Origin of the sequence: Pseudomonas bharatica CSV86, assembly GCF_000319305.2 — a bacterium.
In the GTDB taxonomy this organism is placed as follows: Bacteria; Pseudomonadota; Gammaproteobacteria; order Pseudomonadales; family Pseudomonadaceae; genus Aquipseudomonas; species Aquipseudomonas bharatica.
Genome location: NZ_AMWJ02000002.1, coordinates 2,069,701 through 2,086,540 on the forward strand (window position 1 = coordinate 2,069,701; position 16,840 = coordinate 2,086,540).

At 64.3% G+C, this 16,840-nt stretch carries 8 protein-coding genes and 2 pseudogenes; 7 read left to right on the top strand and 3 right to left on the bottom strand.

Going from position 1 to position 16,840, the window contains the following annotated elements:
* Nucleotides 1–189 precede the first annotated feature (189 nt).
* The gene (locus CSV86_RS23295) at nt 190–1,026 is read right to left on the bottom strand and encodes a 23S rRNA (adenine(2030)-N(6))-methyltransferase RlmJ (protein WP_009399377.1); all 837 of its coding nucleotides are present in this window, start codon (nt 1,024–1,026) and stop codon (nt 190–192) included.
* A 124-nt stretch (nt 1,027–1,150) separates the two neighbouring features.
* A complete protein-coding gene (putP, locus tag CSV86_RS23300) occupies nt 1,151–2,635 on the bottom strand; it encodes a sodium/proline symporter PutP (protein WP_009399376.1) in 1,485 nt (494 codons plus the stop codon).
* Nucleotides 2,636–2,989: 354 nt separating this feature from the next.
* On the opposite strand from putP, the pseudogene putA reads away from it, so the two are divergent.
* Nucleotides 2,990–6,942: pseudogene (gene putA / locus CSV86_RS23305) on the top strand (trifunctional transcriptional regulator/proline dehydrogenase/L-glutamate gamma-semialdehyde dehydrogenase).
* A gap of 106 nt (nt 6,943–7,048) precedes the next feature.
* Here the strand turns inward: putA and CSV86_RS23310 are convergent.
* A complete protein-coding gene (locus CSV86_RS23310; RefSeq protein WP_009399369.1) occupies nt 7,049–7,648 on the bottom strand; it encodes a hypothetical protein in 600 nt (199 codons plus the stop codon).
* A gap of 262 nt (nt 7,649–7,910) precedes the next feature.
* On the opposite strand from CSV86_RS23310, the gene CSV86_RS23315 reads away from it, so the two are divergent.
* The 6 genes and pseudogenes from CSV86_RS23315 (at nt 7,911) to CSV86_RS23340 (ending at nt 16,792) form a co-directional block, all read left to right on the top strand.
* Nucleotides 7,911–9,713 carry an acyl-CoA dehydrogenase gene (locus CSV86_RS23315; protein WP_009399368.1) on the top strand — a complete coding sequence of 601 codons (1,803 nt, stop codon included), beginning with the start codon at nt 7,911–7,913 and terminating at the stop codon, nt 9,711–9,713.
* A 33-nt stretch (nt 9,714–9,746) separates the two neighbouring features.
* A complete protein-coding gene (locus CSV86_RS23320; protein WP_009399366.1) occupies nt 9,747–11,189 on the top strand; it encodes a TldD/PmbA family protein in 1,443 nt (480 codons plus the stop codon).
* Nucleotides 11,189–12,520, top strand: a complete 1,332-nt coding sequence (locus CSV86_RS23325; RefSeq protein ID WP_009399364.1) for a TldD/PmbA family protein — start codon at nt 11,189–11,191, stop codon at nt 12,518–12,520. Before CSV86_RS23320 ends, CSV86_RS23325 begins: the two co-directional genes overlap by 1 nt.
* Before the next feature lie 127 nt (nt 12,521–12,647).
* A complete protein-coding gene (mdtD, locus tag CSV86_RS23330; RefSeq protein ID WP_009399361.1) occupies nt 12,648–14,075 on the top strand; it encodes a multidrug transporter subunit MdtD in 1,428 nt (475 codons plus the stop codon).
* Nucleotides 14,076–14,180: 105 nt separating this feature from the next.
* A pseudogene (dbpA, locus tag CSV86_RS23335) lies at nt 14,181–15,517 on the top strand (ATP-dependent RNA helicase DbpA).
* 96 nt (nt 15,518–15,613) lie between these two features.
* Nucleotides 15,614–16,792 (top strand): BaiN/RdsA family NAD(P)/FAD-dependent oxidoreductase, encoded by a 1,179-nt coding sequence (locus CSV86_RS23340; RefSeq protein WP_009399357.1) that lies wholly within the window; start codon nt 15,614–15,616, stop codon nt 16,790–16,792.
* The last annotated feature ends 48 nt before the right edge of the window (nt 16,793–16,840 follow it).

The following is a 16,840-nucleotide window of genomic DNA, read 5'->3' on the forward strand; positions in this document are numbered from 1 at the left end:
CCCGGCCTCGTGGGCGGGCGGCGGCGAAAGAGCGGGATTATAACGCAAAGCGGGTGGGCAGTAGGAGGTGCTGACCTCAAGGGCCTCATCGCTGGCAAGCCAGCTCCCACAGGGACCGCATGCACCGCGAACCCTGTGGGAGCTGGCTTGCCAGCGATGGCGCCCTCAAGATCAACACAAGAACCAGGATTACTCGGCGATCAACCAATCCATCCGCCAGTTCCCGCCCGTCTGCCCCAGGCATTCAGCCAGCCAAGGCAGGAACTCGCGCAGCTCTTCCTCCAGCCCCCACGGCGGGTTGGCAATCGCCAGGCCGGAGCCATTCAGGTTCTGCGGCGTGTCCTGTGGGTGCACATACAGCTCCACCCGCAACAGCTTCGGCGCGCCGGTACTGGTCAGGTCCTGGTAGAAGCGCACCAGCTGTTTCTGCTCCTTGATCGGATACCAGATCGCCGCGACGGTCTGGCGCATGCGACCGATCGCCTCCTTCATCGCGGTAGAGCAGCGCTTGAGCTCGTCCGGCTGCTCGAACGGCGGGTCGATCAGCATCACTGCGCGCTTTTCCTGCACCGGCAGCAGCGCCCGCGGCACATGCCAGCCCTCGCCGAGGTGCACGGCGACCCGCGGGTCCTTTTTCATGTTGTCCTTGAGCAGGCGCCCGTCCTCCGGGTGCTTCTCGTTGAGCAGCACGCGGTCCTGCTGGCGCGCCATGCGCCGTGCCAGTTCCGGCGAACCGGGGTAGTAGCGCAGCTCGCCATCGGCATTCAGGCGCTTGACGATGCGCAGGTAGTCCGCCGTGATCGCCGGCAGGTCTTCACGCCCCCAGAGCCGGCCGATGCCCTCGATCCACTCGCCGGTACGGGTCGCCTGGTCGCCCTGCAGGTCGTACAGGCCAAGGCCGGCGTGGGTATCGATATAGGCGAACGGCTGCTCCTTGCGCGACATCAGGGCGATGAGGCGGGTGAGCACGATGTGCTTGAAGACGTCGGCGTGGTTGCCGGCGTGAAAGGCGTGACGATAGTTCATGGCGACTCCTGAGGGACCGGGAAGTTTACCCTGTCACGCCGCAGTCGTCAGGTTGCACCCGCTGAAACGACGGCGGCCCGCCTCTCTCGAAGAGGCGGGCCGCCGGCTCAAGCGCGATCAGCGATCACTTGTTGGCGTAATAGTCCGCGTCGGCCTTCTCGAAGCGCGCCACCATGGTGGACGACGCCCGGCCCATGCTGCTCACCAGCACGATGGCGAGGGTGGCGAAGATGAAGCCCGGGATGATCTCGTACAGGCTGGTGCCCGAATAGTTCTTCCACAGGATCACGGTCAGCGCGCCAACCACGATACCGGCCAGTGCGCCATTGCGGGTCATGCCTTTCCACAGCACGGAAAGCAGCACTACCGGACCGAAGGCGGCGCCGAAACCGGCCCAGGCGTAGGCCACCAGTCCCAGCACGCGGTTGTCCGGATTGGCAGCCAGGGCGATGGCGATCAGCGCAACGGCCAGGACCATCAGGCGACCAATCCAGACCAGTTCCCCCTGCGAAGCTTTCGGACGCAGGAAGGTCTTGTAGAAGTCTTCGGTCAGGGCACTGGAGCAGACCAGCAGTTGGCAGCTCAAGGTACTCATGACCGCTGCCAGGATGGCCGACAGCAAGACACCGGCGACCCATGGGTTGAACAGGATCTTGGCCAACTCGATGAACACGCGCTCGTGGTTCTCGGTGACAGGGCCGGCCACTTCCGGATGCGCCGAGAAATAGGCGATACCGAAGAAGCCCACGGCACAGGTACCGGCCAGGCACAGGATCATCCAGGTCATGGAGATGCGACGGGCGTTAGCGATCGACTTCACCGAGTCAGCCGCCATGAAACGCGCCAGGATGTGCGGCTGGCCGAAGTAGCCCAGGCCCCAGCCCATCAGCGAGATGATGCCGATGAAGCTGGCATTGCGGAACATGTCGAAGTTGGCCGGATTCTGCGCCTCGATGGCGAGGAAGGTGGTGTCCACGCCGCCGGTGGCGAGCAGCACGAAGATCGGCGTCAGCAGCAGGGCGAAGATCATCAGGCCGGCCTGCACGGTATCCGTCCAGCTGACCGCAAGGAAGCCGCCGACGAAGGTGTAGGCGATGGTCGCTGCGGCACCGGCCCACAGGGCGGTTTCGTAGGACATGCCGAAGGTGCTTTCGAACAGGCGGGCACCGGCGACGATGCCGGACGCGCAGTAGATGGTGAAGAACACCAGGATCACCACTGCGGAGATGATCCGCAGCAGACCGCTCTGGTCTTCGAAACGACTGGCGAAATAGTCCGGCAGGGTCAGCGCATCGCCGTTGTGCTCGGTCTGCACGCGCAGGCGGCCGGCGACGAACAGCCAGTTCAGGTAGGCACCCACGGTCAGGCCGATGGCGATCCAGGCTTCCGAAAGGCCCGACATGTAGATGGCGCCCGGCAGGCCCATCAGCAGCCAGCCGCTCATGTCCGAGGCGCCGGCGGAAAGTGCGGTCACCACGCTGCCGAGGCTACGGCCGCCGAGAATGTAGTCGGAAAGGTTCTTGGTGGAGCGATAGGCCATGAAGCCGATCAGCACCATTGCCGCGATGTAGATCACGAAGGTAATCGTGATGGGATTGCTTGCTGTCATGTATTGCGCCCTGGCGTTTGTTTTTATGTAGCAACAACCCTCGTGGGGTTGCACCCAGGCGGCGAACCCTATGTCACAACGTAAATTCGGTGCAACCTTTTTTACAAAGCTAGTTGCACCCTGTATGAAATTTCCCACTAAAGCGCCTTCTTGCTCCTTTTCGGCGCAAAAAACACCTTTTTCATAAGTAAACGCACCACTAAAAGCCGTTTCTGTCGTGGGGTTTTCGGCGGCCGGATGAGTTGCGCCACCGTCCGCAAAAATTTGGGTTGCACTAGGTTGCACCCGGAAACGTGCCCGGCTAATCTTGGCGCCAGCTTAGCCACGGCCCAGTGGCAATAACGAGGATAAGAAATGGCGACGACCACCCTTGGGGTCAAACTCGACGACCCTACCCGTGAGCGACTGAAGGCCGCTGCGCAGTCCATCGACCGCACGCCGCACTGGCTCATCAAGCAAGCGATCTTCAACTACCTGGAGAAGCTGGAGGGTGGCGCCACCCTGACCGAGCTCAACGGTCAGGCCGGACATATCGGTGACGACGCGGGCGAAGTACAGCCCGACCACAGCCATCAGTGCTTCCTCGAATTCGCCGAAAGCATCCTGCCCCAATCGGTGCTGCGCGCGGCCATTACCGCCGCCTACCGCCGCCCTGAGCAGGAAGTGGTGCCGATGTTGCTGGAGCAGGCACGCCTGCCGGCCGCCCAGGCCGAAGCCACCAACAAGCTGGCCGCCGGCATCGCGGAAAAATTGCGTAATCAGAAAAGCGCCGGCGGTCGTGCCGGTATCGTCCAGGGCCTGCTGCAGGAATTCTCCCTGTCATCCCAGGAAGGCGTGGCCCTGATGTGCCTGGCCGAGGCCCTGCTGCGCATCCCCGACAAAGGCACCCGCGACGCCCTGATCCGCGACAAGATCAGCACCGGCAACTGGCAGCCGCACCTGGGCAACAGCCCGTCGCTGTTCGTCAACGCCGCTACCTGGGGCCTGCTGCTGACCGGCAAGCTGGTCAGCACCCATAACGAATCCGGCCTCACTTCGTCCCTCAGCCGTATCATCGGCAAGAGCGGCGAACCGATGATCCGCAAGGGCGTCGATATGGCCATGCGCCTGATGGGCGAGCAGTTCGTTACCGGCGAGACCATCGCCGAAGCCCTGGCCAACGCGAGCAAGTTCGAATCCAAGGGTTTCCGCTATTCCTACGACATGCTCGGCGAAGCCGCATTGACCGAGCACGACGCGCAGAAGTACCTGGCTTCCTACGAGCAGGCCATCCACTCAATCGGCAAGGCCTCCCATGGTCGCGGCATCTATGAAGGCCCGGGCATCTCGATCAAGCTCTCGGCACTGCACCCGCGCTACAGCCGCGCTCAGTACGAGCGGGTGATGGAAGAGCTGTACCCGCGCCTGCTGTCCCTGACCCTGCTGGCCAAGCAATACGACATCGGCCTGAACATCGACGCCGAGGAAGCCGACCGCCTGGAGCTGTCGCTGGACCTGCTCGAGCGCCTGTGCTTCGAACCGCAACTCACCGGCTGGAACGGCATCGGCTTCGTCATCCAGGCCTACCAGAAGCGCTGCCCGTATGTGATCGACTACGTCATCGACCTGGCCCGCCGCAGCCGCCATCGCCTGATGATCCGCCTGGTGAAGGGCGCCTACTGGGACAGCGAGATCAAGCGCGCCCAGATCGAGGGCCTGGAAGGCTATCCGGTGTACACCCGCAAGGTGTACACCGACGTATCCTACATCGCCTGCGCGCGCAAGCTGCTGTCGGTACCGGAAGCCATCTACCCGCAGTTCGCGACCCACAACGCCCATACCCTGTCGGCCATCTACCATATCGCCGGTCAGAACTACTACCCGGGCCAGTATGAATTCCAGTGCCTGCACGGCATGGGTGAGCCGCTGTACGAACAGGTCGTAGGCAAGGTCGCCGATGGCAAGCTGAACCGTCCGTGCCGGGTGTATGCCCCGGTCGGTACCCATGAAACGCTGCTGGCCTACCTGGTCCGCCGCCTTCTGGAAAACGGTGCCAACACTTCCTTCGTCAACCGTATCGCCGACCACTCGATTTCCATCCAGGAACTGGTCGCCGACCCGGTCGCCACCATCGAGCGCATGGCCACCCAGGAAGGCAACGTCGGCCTGCCCCACCCGCGCATTCCGCTGCCCCGTGACCTGTACGGCAGCGAGCGGGCCAACTCGGCCGGTATCGACATGGCCAACGAGCATCGCCTGGCCTCGCTGTCCTGCGCGCTTCTCGCCACTGCGCACTCGCCCTGGAAAGCAGAACCGCTGCTGGGCTGCGCGGCCAGCCAGGAAGCTGCGGTACCGGTGCTCAATCCGGCGGACCATCGCGATGTGGTCGGCCATGTCCAGGAAGCCACGGTCGCCGACGTCGACAACGCCATCCAGTGCGCGCTGAATGCCGCACCGATCTGGCAGGCCACGCCACCGGCCGAGCGCGCCGCGATCCTCGAACGCGCCGCCGACCTGATGGAAGCCGAGATCCAGCCGCTGATGGGCCTGCTGGTCCGTGAAGCGGGCAAGACCTACGCCAACGCCATTGCCGAAGTCCGTGAGGCGGTCGACTTCCTGCGCTACTACGCGGTGCAGGCACGCAACGACTTCAGCAACGACGCCCACCGCCCATTGGGCCCGGTGGTGTGCATCAGCCCATGGAACTTCCCGCTGGCGATCTTCAGCGGCCAGGTGGCTGCCGCACTCGCGGCTGGCAACCCGGTGCTGGCCAAGCCCGCCGAACAGACTCCGCTGGTCGCAGCCCAGGCCGTGCGCCTGCTGCTCGAGGCCGGTATTCCGGAAGGCGTCGTACAACTGCTTCCGGGCCGCGGCGAAACCGTCGGCGCCCGCCTGGTCGGCGACGATCGAGTGAAAGGCGTGATGTTCACCGGCTCCACCGAAGTCGCCCGCCTGCTGCAACGCAATATCGCCGGGCGTCTGGATAACCAGGGGCGTCCGATCCCGCTGATCGCCGAGACCGGCGGCCAGAACGCCATGATCGTCGACTCCTCGGCGCTGACCGAGCAGGTGGTGATCGACGTGGTCTCCTCGGCCTTCGACAGTGCCGGCCAGCGTTGCTCGGCCCTGCGCGTGCTGTGCCTGCAGGAAGATTCCGCCGACCGCGTGATCGAAATGCTCAAGGGCGCCATGGCCGAAAGCCGCCTGGGCAACCCGGAGCGCCTGTCGGTGGACATCGGCCCGGTAATCGACGCCGAAGCCAAGGCCGGCATCGAGAAGCACATCCAGGGCATGCGCGAGAAAGGCCGTCCGGTGTATCAGGTGGCCATCGCCGACAGCGCCGAATGCAAGCGCGGCACCTTCGTCATGCCGACCCTGATCGAGCTGGAAAACCTCGACGATCTCAAGCGCGAGATCTTCGGCCCGGTGCTCCACGTACTGCGCTACAACCGCAAGGACCTGGACCAGTTGATCGAGCAGATCAACGCCACCGGCTACGGCCTGACCCTCGGCGTGCACACCCGCATCGACGAGACCATCGCCAAGGTCATCGACAACGTCCATGCCGGTAACGTCTACGTCAACCGCAACATCGTCGGTGCCGTGGTCGGTGTACAGCCGTTCGGCGGCGAGGGCTTGTCCGGTACCGGTCCGAAGGCCGGCGGCCCGTTGTACCTGTACCGCCTGCTGTCGACCCGTCCGGCGGATGCCATCGAGCAGTCGTTCCAGCGTGGCGATGCCGGCAACAAACCTGACAGCCAGCTGCGCGACGTCCTGCTGAAGCCGTTCGAAGCCTTCAAGGCCTGGGCCTCCAGCGCCCAGCACAGCGAACTGGTGCAAACCTGCGAGCAATTCGCCCGCCAGTCCCAGAGCGGCATCACCCGCCTGCTGGCCGGCCCGACCGGCGAACGCAACAGCTACAGCATCCTGCCGCGCGAGCACGTACTGTGCCTGGCCGACAACGAAGCCGACCTGCTGACCCAACTGGCGGCGGTGCTGGCCGTGGGCAGTTCGGCCGTGGTGCTGGAGGGCGAGCCGGGCAAATCGGTGCGTTCGCGCCTGCCGAAGGAAGTCCAGGCGCGGATCAAGCTGGTCGGCGACTGGAACAAGGAAGACGTGCAATTCGACGCCGTCCTGCACCACGGCGACTCCGACCAGTTGCGCGGCATCTGCGAGCAGATCGCCAAGCGTCCGGGCGCGATCGTTGGGGTGCATGGCCTGTCGTCGGGTGAAACTGCGGTAGCGCTGGAGCGCCTGGTGATCGAGCGGGCACTAAGCGTAAACACCGCTGCGGCGGGGGTAATGCGAGCCTGATGACTATCGGCTGATAGTCGAAAGAAAAAAAGCGGGGCGGGTTTTGCGGACTTCTGAAGGAGGTTCGCGGAGCCCGCCCCGTTTTGTTTGGCCGATCAAGCGCCGAACAATGCTGCCACCTCAGTAAGCGAGGGAAAACAACAACGCAACCGATATGAAGTACACCATCCAGATGGCAATGCCCAATCCGATCCAACAGTTGTTGGCTGCGCTGAAATGCGCGTTTGACTCTCCTTCCGGATCATCCTCAACGACGTTCACTACTCGCTGGATCTGACAAAGGACCCAAAGGACGGCTAATAACTGCAATACCGTCAGGACCAGGGTTAGCAAGTGCAGATTCGCAATAGTCTTCAACTGTTCCGTAGGTTCGGGGTTCACGAATGATGCGCCTACACTGACAACCAGAATGAGCCACATGCTCGAACTCAGGAATTTAGGCGACCACTCGTATTTGCAACCTGACTGCATGAGCCTGTTATCGATACGGCGGAGTAACGGCCACACAAAAATCACCGGAATGATGCTGCGAAGCAACGGAATCAAACGCTCTCCCGTGGCATCCCTGTAGGTTGCCCAATTTCGATAGAACCAATACAAGATGTAGAGCCCCGTGGTCAGCATCGTCATATAGATCAGCTTGTTGACCGACACTACATAGAACATTGCCTTGCGCGGTTCTTCTTCAGCGGTGACAGAGGTAACGGTCTCACTGGACATAAAAGCTCCTTTGAATTAAAGGCAGCAATCAGACACCCATCATCAAACGATTGATGTCAGGAAAATCCCGACATTCGATCGGAAACTTCGAATAGCTCAAACACGCAAATGCCCTTGGCAGCGCTCCTACAGGCCCCGTACAAAACCCACATCTGCGTTTCAATCCATGCTTCTACCCCACCATCACCCAAACCTATTTCCCTGTGCATCCCCCTCCCCGCCCTCCTAGACTCGCCCCACCCCCGACTCAAGGACCGCCGCCATGACCGAGACCCTGCTCAGCGCCCGCAACCTGGCGTTCGAACTCTATGAAGTGCTGGATGCCGAGGCCCTGACCCGCCGCGAGCGCTTTGCCGAACACAGCCGCGAGACCTTCGACGCCGCGCTGACCACGGCACGCACCATCGCCGAGAAGTACTTCGCCCCGCATAACCGCAAGGGCGACGAGAACGAGCCGCGCTACGAGAACGGCGAGGCGGTGCTGATCCCGGAGGTGAAACCGGCGGTGGATGCCTTCCTCGAAGCCGGCTTCCTGAATGCCAACCGCGACTTCGAGGCGGGTGGCATGCAGTTGCCGACCCTGCTGTCCCAGGCCTGCTTCGCCCATTTCCAGGCCGCCAACGCCGGAACCACGGCCTATCCCTTCCTGACCATGGGCGCCGCCAACCTGATCGAGAGCTTCGGCACCGAGGAACAGAAGCGCCTGTTCCTGCAGCCGATGATCGAGGGCCGCTTCTTCGGCACCATGGCCCTCACAGAACCCCATGCCGGCTCGTCCCTGGCGGACATTCGCACCCGCGCCGAACCCGCCGCCGATGGCAGCTACCGCCTGCGCGGGAACAAGATCTTCATCTCCGGCGGCGACCATCCACTGTCGGAAAACATCGTGCATATGGTCCTGGCCAAGCTGCCGGATGCGCCGCCTGGCGTGAAGGGCATTTCCCTGTTCATCGTGCCCAAGTTCCTGGTCAACGCCGACGGCAGCCTCGGCCCGCGCAATGATGTGACGCTGGCCGGGCTGTTCCACAAGATGGGCTGGCGCGGCACCACCTCGACCGCGCTGAACTTCGGCGATAACGGCCAATGCGTCGGCTATCTGGTGGGCAAGCCGCACCAGGGCCTGGCCTGCATGTTCCAGATGATGAACGAGGCACGCATCGGTGTCGGCATGGGCGCGGTGATGCTGGGTTACGCCGGCTACCTGTACTCGCTCGACTACGCGCGCCAGCGGCCGCAGGGTCGCCCGCTCGATAACAAGGACCCGTCCACCCCCGCGGTGCCGATCATTGCCCACGCGGATGTGAAGCGCATGCTCCTGGCGCAGAAAGCCTATGTGGAAGGCGCCTTCGACCTGGGCCTATACGCCGCACGGCTGTTCGACGACACGCAAACCGCCGGAACGCCCGAGGCCCGCCAGCAGGCCCACGAACTGCTCGACCTGCTGACGCCCATCGTCAAGTCCTGGCCTTCGGAGTTCTGCCTGAAGGCCAACGAACTGGCGATCCAGATCCTCGGCGGCCATGGCTATACCCGTGAATATCCGGTGGAGCAGTACTACCGCGACAACCGCCTGAACCCGATCCATGAAGGTACCCACGGTATCCAGTCGCTCGACCTGCTCGGGCGCAAGCTGGCGCAGAACGGCGGCGCCGGCCTGAAGCAACTGGTGCGCCTGATTGCCGGGACCTGCGAGCGCGCCCACCAGCACCCGCAACTGGACGCCCTGCGCCAGCCGCTGGAGCAACTGCTGAACCGGCTGCAAGGCGTGACCCTGGGCCTGCTCGGCGACATGGCGACGGGCAAGGTCAACCTGGCTTTGGCCAACTCGGCGCTGTACATGAAAGCCTTCGGGCATTGCGTGATCGGCTGGCGCTGGCTGGAACAAGCGATTCGCGCCGAACAGGGCCTGGCCACGGCCAGCGAGGCGGACCACGACTTCTATAAAGGCAAGTTGCAGGCAGCGCGATTCTTCCTCACTTGGGAAGTACCTCCCTGCCATAATGACCTTGCTTTGCTCGAAGCACGTGACGACACCTGCCCGGGCATGCAGGAAGGGTGGTTCTGAAGGAGAGCCGCCTGCACTTCAGGAGCTCTGCGCATGTTCGATTCCACCACGCTGTTGCGTCAGCGCTTCGCCGCGCTGCGCAGCGGCGGAGAGTTTTTCTCCCTGCGCCATGTGCGCCAGTCCGACCAGCACCTGTCCGTGCGCAAGAATGTCGCCGAACCGCCCAGCCTGGGGCGTGACGAAGGCGCCATGCTTACGGTGCGGGTCAGCGGCGTGGAAGCCTATGCGGCCACCGCCGACCTGTCGCAAAGCGGCCTGCAACAGGCGCTGGACCGCGCCGAAGCGCTGGCCCGGCAAATCGCCGCCCACGCCCTGCTGGACCTGCGCGACCAGCCCGTCGCCACGGCCCGCGCCGATTACCTCTCGCCGGACATGGACAGCGCCTTCCCGTCCCTTGCCGAGTGCTTCGAGCTGCTCAACCAGGAATCAGCGTCGGTGCCGGCGGACGAACGCCTGGTGAACTGGCAGGTCAGCCTCGGCCTGAGCACGGTCGAGCAGATCTACCTCAACAGTGCGGGCGCCGAATTGCGCCACGCCCAGCGCCTGGTCTTCCCGGGTTTCGGGGTTACCGCCTTCGACGGTAGCGACAGCCAGACCCGCACCCTGGGCCGGGACAACTTCGGCCAGCAGGGCGGCTTCGACGTGATCCAGCGTTGCGGCTTGCCGGGGGCCGGCAAACGCATCGCCGACGAGGCCCTGCAACTGCTGCTGGCGCCCAATACCCCGAGCGGCCAGCGCGACCTGCTGCTGATGCCGGACCAGATGATGCTGCAGATCCACGAATCCATCGGCCACCCGCTGGAACTGGACCGCATCCTCGGCGATGAGCGCAACTACGCCGGCACCAGCTTCGTCAAGGCCAGCGACTTCGGCCACCTGCAATACGGCTCGAAGCTGCTCAACGTGACCTTCGACCCGGAGATCCGCGAAGAACTGGCCAGCTACAGCCATGACGACGACGGCACCCCGGCGACCAGGCAGTTCCTGATCCGCGATGGCCTGCTGGTACGGCCCTTGGGCGGCGCACTGTCGCAGTTCCGCTCGGGCCTCGACGGCGTCGCCAACAGCCGTGCGTGCAGCTGGAACCGGGCGCCCATCGACCGCATGGCCAACCTCAATGTCGAGCCCGGGGACAAGTCCCTGGAGCAACTGATTGGCGGGATCGAGAAAGGCATCCTGATGCGCACCAACCGCTCCTGGTCCATCGACGATGCGCGCAATAAGTTCCAGTTCGGCTGCGAATGGGGCCAGCTGATCGAGAACGGCGAGCTCAAGGGCGTAGTGAAGAACCCCAACTACCGGGGTATTTCCTCGAACTTCTGGCGCAACCTCAGCGCGGTCGGTGATGCCAGCACCTTCCAGGTCCTCGGTACGCCGAACTGCGGCAAGGGCGAGCCGAACCAGGTGGTGCGGGTCGGCCATGCCTCGCCGGCCTGCGTGTTCAGCCAGATCGACGTATTCGGAGGAGACGCCTGATGGCTGACCATTTCCTGCACGGTTTCAACAGCCTGGTCGACTGGCTGCGCGCCAACGTGCGGCCCCCCGAGCAGTTCACCCTGAGCTATGCCGGCGAGCGTTCGCAGTTCATACGCCTCAACCACGCCAAGGTGCGGCAGGCGGGCGACGTCCAGCAGTCCTCGGCGAGCCTGAAACTCATCGCCGAGGGCCGCCAGGCTGATCTGCGCCTGACCCTCAGCGGCGACCACAAGATCGACTGCCAGCGCCTGGCCGAAGCCCTGGAGCAACTGCGCCAGACGCTGCCGCTGATCCCGCAGGATCCCTACCTGCAACTCAATGAACAGGCCTGGGACAGCCGGCACCAGCAACAGGCGCCGCTGCCGGACAACGCCGAGGTACTGGCCCGGATCGAGGCCGGCGCCGGCGATCTGGATCTGGTCGGGATCCTCGCCGCCGGGCCGATCTGCCGGGGGTTCGCCAGTTCCCATGGGGCATTCGGCTGGCACCAGGCCAATAGCTTCAACTTCGACTGGAGCCTGTTCCACGCCAATGGCCAGGCGGTTAAGGCCAACTACGCGGGCCAGGTCTGGGACCCGCAGGGACTGGACCGGCGCCTGGCCCGCGCCCGCGAGCAACTGGAATACCTGGGACGGCCGCTGAAAACCCTCGCCCCCGGCCAATACCGCGCCTATTTCGCCCCGTCGGCCATGGAAGAGATCGTCGACCTGCTCGGTTGGGGCGGTTTTTCGGCGCAGGCGGTGGCCAACAAGAACTGCCCGCTGCAGCGTCTCTATGCCGGCGAAGCCACCCTCAGCCCGCTGGTCAGCATTGCCGAGCAGGTCAGTGGCTCGATCAGCCCGGCGTTTTCCGGTGAGGGTTATCCGCGCAGCGACCTGCGCCTGATCGACCAGGGCCGGGCGCTGGAGCAACTGACCAGTGCCCGCAGCGCCGCCGAATTCCAGCGGCAGGCCAATGGCGCCGAGGCCTGGGAATCGCCCAGCGCACTGAGCATGGCGGCGGGCGACCTGGCCCAGGCTGATGTACTGAAGGCGCTGGGCACCGGGCTGTACATCAACAACCTCTGGTACCTGAACTACTCCGACCAGCCGGCGGCACGCATTACCGGGCTGACCCGCTTCGCCTGCTTCTGGGTGGAGAACGGCGAGATCCAGGCACCGGTCAGCACCATGCGCTTCGATGACAGCGTCTACAGTCTCCTGGGCTCGCAACTGGAAGCGCTGACCCTGGAACGGGAGATGCTGCTGTCGGCCAGCACCTACGGGCAGCGGCAGACCGGATCGAGTCATTTGCCGGGGGCGCTGGTCAAACGGCTTACCCTAACGCTCTGAAAGCACCACCGTCCCAGTGGGAGCTGGCTTGCCAGCGATTTGGCCAGACCTGACAACATCATTGCCAGTGCCGACCCTATCGCTGGCAAGCCAGCTCCCACAGGGACCGCGCATGCAAGGACATTCCATGCCAGACCGTATCGCCCTCGACCCGACCACCGCCCGCTGGATCCCCTGGGTCGTGGCCATCGCCTTCTTCATGCAGTCACTCGACGGCACCATCCTCAACACCGCGCTGCCGGCCATGGCCCGGGACCTGGCGGAGGACCCGCTGCGCATGCAGTCGGTGATCATCGCCTACATGCTCACCGTGGCCCTGCTGATTCCCGCCTCGGGCTGGATCGCCGACCGCTTCGGCACCAAGCACATCTTCTTTGGCGCCATCCTGCTGTTCAGCATCGGCTCCTTGCTCTGCGCCGCAGCCAATACCCTGGGCATGCTGGTCGCTGCGCGGATCATCCAAGGCCTGGGCGGTGCACTGATGCTGCCGGTGGGCCGGCTGGTGGTGCTGCGCGCCTACCCGCGCTCGGAACTGGTACGGATCATGAGCTTCATCACCATTCCCGGCCTGCTCGGCCCGTTGATCGGCCCGACCATGGGCGGCTGGCTGGTGGAGATTCTCAGCTGGCACTGGATCTTCCTGCTCAACCTGCCGGTAGGTGTGCTCGGCTGCTATGCGGTATGGAAGTACATCCCGGACCTGCGCGGCTCTTCGCGCACGCGCTTCGACGGCATCGGCTTCGTCCTGTTCGGCGCGGCGATGGTGCTGATCACCATCGCCATGGAGGGCCTGGGCGAACTGCACCTGCCACACCTGCGGGTGATGTTGCTGCTGTTCGCCGGCATGGCCTGCCTGGCCGCCTACTGGCTGCGCGCCGGAAGCATCGAGGCGCCACTGTTCTCGCCCAGCCTGTTCCGCGTGCGCACCTTCTCGGTGGGTATCCTCGGCAACCTGTTCGCCCGCCTTGGCAGCGGCGCCTTGCCCTTCCTCGTGCCACTGCTGTTGCAGGTGGCCCTGGGGTACTCGCCGGCCGAGGCCGGGATGAGCATGATTCCCCTGGCCGCCGCCGCGATGCTCGCCAAGTCCATCGCCCGGCCGCTGATCGAGCGCTTTGGCTACCGCACCATTCTCACCGGCAACACCCTGCTGCTGGGGATCATGCTCGCCAGCCTTGGCCTGGTGAACGAGAACACCCCGCACGCGGTGTTGCTGGTGCAATTGGGGATTCTCGGGGCGATCAACTCGATGCAGTTCACCGCGATGAACACCGTGACCCTGATCGACCTCGACGACGCCAGCGCCAGCAGCGGCAACAGCCTGTTGTCGGTGGTCGCGCAACTGTCCCTGAGCCTTGGCGTGGCCTGTGCCGGCGCCCTGCTCGGCGGTTTCACCGCAGCGGGCAGCGCCGAAGGCGTGGAAACCACCCTCGGCGCGTTCCAGCTGACCTTCGTCACCATCGGCCTGATGGCCATGCTCGCGGCGGCGATCTTCCTGCAACTGGCGAAGACCGATGGAAGGCGTGCACCTCGTCAGGAGGCCGACATCGAGCCTTAGGGCGAATGGCCATGAGACTGGTACACTGCGCGACATTTTGTTTTGCAGGCCCGCCTCGTGACCACCAACGCCACCGCTTTCGCCACCTTGCCGCTGTCCGCCGCCATGCTGGCCAACCTGGACGCCCTCGGCTACGCCCAGATGACCCCGATCCAGGCCCAGAGCCTGCCGGTCATCCTCAAGGGCCAGGACCTGATCGCCCAGGCCAAGACCGGCAGCGGCAAGACCGCCGCCTTCGGCATCGGCCTGCTCAACCCGATCAACCCGCGCTACTTCGGTTGCCAGGCACTGGTGCTGTGCCCGACCCGCGAGCTGGCCGACCAGGTCGCCAAGGAACTGCGCCGCCTGGCCCGCGCCGAGGACAACATCAAGATCCTCACCCTGTGCGGTGGCGTGTCCCTAGGCCCGCAGATCGCGTCGCTGGAGCACGGTGCGCATATCATCGTCGGCACCCCGGGCCGGGTGCAGCAGCATTTGAGCAAGGGCACCCTGGTGCTGGACGGGCTCAATACCCTGGTGCTCGATGAAGCCGACCGCATGCTCGACATGGGCTTTATCGATGCCATCAGCGATATCGTCGGGCAGACCCCGAAGCGCCGGCAGACCCTGCTGTTCTCCGCCACCTACCCGGCCGGCATCAAGCAACTGGCCTCGTCGATCATGCGCGATCCGCAGCAGGTCAAGGTCGAGGCGCTGCATGACGACAGCCAGATCGAGCAGCACTTCTACGAGATCGCCCCCGAAGAGCGCCTCAGCGCCGTGACCCGCGTGCTCGGCCATTTCCGCCCACAGTCCTGCGTGGCCTTCTGCTTTACCAAGCAGCAATGCCAGGAACTGGTGGACCACCTGAAAGCCAAGGGCATCGCCGCCGAGGCGCTGCATGGCGACCTGGAACAGCGTGATCGCGACCAGGTCCTGACCGTGTTCGCCAACCGCAGCCTATCCGTGCTGGTCGCCACCGATGTGGCCGCCCGTGGCCTGGATATCGATGCCCTGGACATGGTGATCAACGTCGAGCTGGCGCGGGATGCCGAGATCCATGTACACCGCGTCGGGCGTACCGGCCGGGCTGGCGAGAAGGGCCTGGCGGTGAGCCTGGTGGCCCCGGCCGAAGGCCATCGCGCCAAGGCCATCGAAGACCTGCAGAAGAAACCGCTGCGCTGGGAACAGCTGGACAGCCTGAAGAGCAAGGCCGGCGAACCGCTGGTGCCGGTGATGTCGACGCTGTGCATCGCAGCCGGGCGCAAGGACAAGCTGCGTCCAGGGATATCCTCGGCGCACTGACCGGCGATGCCGGGATCGATGGCAAGAAGGTCGGCAAGATCGCCATCTTCGACTTCCAGGCCTTCGTCGCCGTGGAGCGGGCCCTGGCCAGGCAGGCCATGCAACGGCTCAACAGCGGCAAGATCAAGGGGCGCTCGCTCAAGGTCCGGATCATCTGATTTCTTGAGGGCCTCATCGCTGGCAAGCCAGCTCCCACAACCCTGTGGGAGCTGGCTTGCCAGCGATGAGGCCCTCACAGTCACTAGAGAATATTCATGCACTCCACCGATGTGATCATCATCGGCGCCGGCGCCGCCGGCCTGATGTGCGCCCTGACCGCCGCGAACCGTGGCCGTCGGGTCGTGCTGCTGGACCACGCCAACAAACCGGGCAAGAAAATCCTGATGTCCGGCGGCGGCCGCTGCAATTTCACCAACATGTACACCGAGCCGGGCAATTTCCTCTCGCAGAATCCGCATTTCTGCAAATCCGCCCTGGCCCGCTATACCCAGTGGGATTTCATCGAGATGGTCGCCAGGCACGGCGTGCCCTATCACGAGAAGAAGCTTGGCCAGCTGTTTTGCGATAACAAGTCCAGCGACATCCTGCAGATGCTCCTCGACGAGTGCGCCACTGCCAGCGCCGACCTGCGCATGGACACCCGCATCGAGCAGATCGAAAAAACCGACTACGGCTACCAGTTGGCTACCAGCGCCGGCCCGTTCCAGTGCCAGTCGCTGGTGATCGCCACCGGCGGCCTGTCGATCCCGACCCTCGGCGCCACCGGTTTCGGCTACCAGGTTGCCCGCCAGTTCGGCCACAGCGTACTTGCCACCCGCGCCGGCCTGGTGCCCTTCACCATCACCGACCAGCTCAAGGCTCTGTGTACCGAGCTGTCCGGCACCTCGGTGGACTGCATCGCCAGCTGCAACGGCACCAGTTTCCGCGAGAACCTGCTGTTCACCCACCGCGGCCTGAGCGGCCCGGCGATCCTGCAGATTTCCTCGTTCTGGGAGGCCGGCGACACCGTTGAAATCAACCTGCTGCCGGACCACGACGCCCTGGTCTGGCTGCAACAGCAACAGGCCGAACGCCCCAACAGCGAACTGAAGACCCTGCTTGGTGAGATCTTCACCAAGAAGATGGCCAACCTGCTGGCGGAAACCTGGTTCGTGTCCAAGCCGATGAAGCAGTACACCCCGGCCGAACTGGGCCAGGTCGCCGACAAGCTGGGCAACTGGCAGTTGGTACCGGCCGGTACCGAAGGCTATCGCACCGCCGAAGTGACCCTGGGCGGGGTCGATACCCGCGAGGTGTCCTCGAAGACCATGGAGTCGCTGAAAAGCCCGGGCCTGTACTTCATCGGCGAGGTGCTGGACGTCAGCGGGCACCTGGGCGGCTTCAATTTCCAGTGGGCCTGGGCCTCTGCTTACGCGGCGGCGCAGTTCGTCTAGAATCAGCGGCAATCACGGAACGCATCTTGCTGTACGTGACCTGCGCGA

Bases quoted from the DNA above. Each gene is read 5' to 3' on its own strand.
- CSV86_RS23295 (WP_009399377.1), bottom strand. From the start codon at position 1,026: ATGAACTATCGTCACGCCTTTCACGCCGGCAACCACGCCGACGTCTTC.
- putP (WP_009399376.1), bottom strand. From the start codon at position 2,635: ATGACAGCAAGCAATCCCATCACGATTACCTTCGTGATCTACATCGCG.
- CSV86_RS23310 (WP_009399369.1), bottom strand. From the start codon at position 7,648: ATGTCCAGTGAGACCGTTACCTCTGTCACCGCTGAAGAAGAACCGCGC.
- CSV86_RS23315 (WP_009399368.1), top strand. From the start codon at position 7,911: ATGACCGAGACCCTGCTCAGCGCCCGCAACCTGGCGTTCGAACTCTAT.
- CSV86_RS23320 (WP_009399366.1), top strand. From the start codon at position 9,747: ATGTTCGATTCCACCACGCTGTTGCGTCAGCGCTTCGCCGCGCTGCGC.
- CSV86_RS23325 (WP_009399364.1), top strand. From the start codon at position 11,189: ATGGCTGACCATTTCCTGCACGGTTTCAACAGCCTGGTCGACTGGCTG.
- mdtD (WP_009399361.1), top strand. From the start codon at position 12,648: ATGCCAGACCGTATCGCCCTCGACCCGACCACCGCCCGCTGGATCCCC.
- CSV86_RS23340 (WP_009399357.1), top strand. From the start codon at position 15,614: ATGCACTCCACCGATGTGATCATCATCGGCGCCGGCGCCGCCGGCCTG.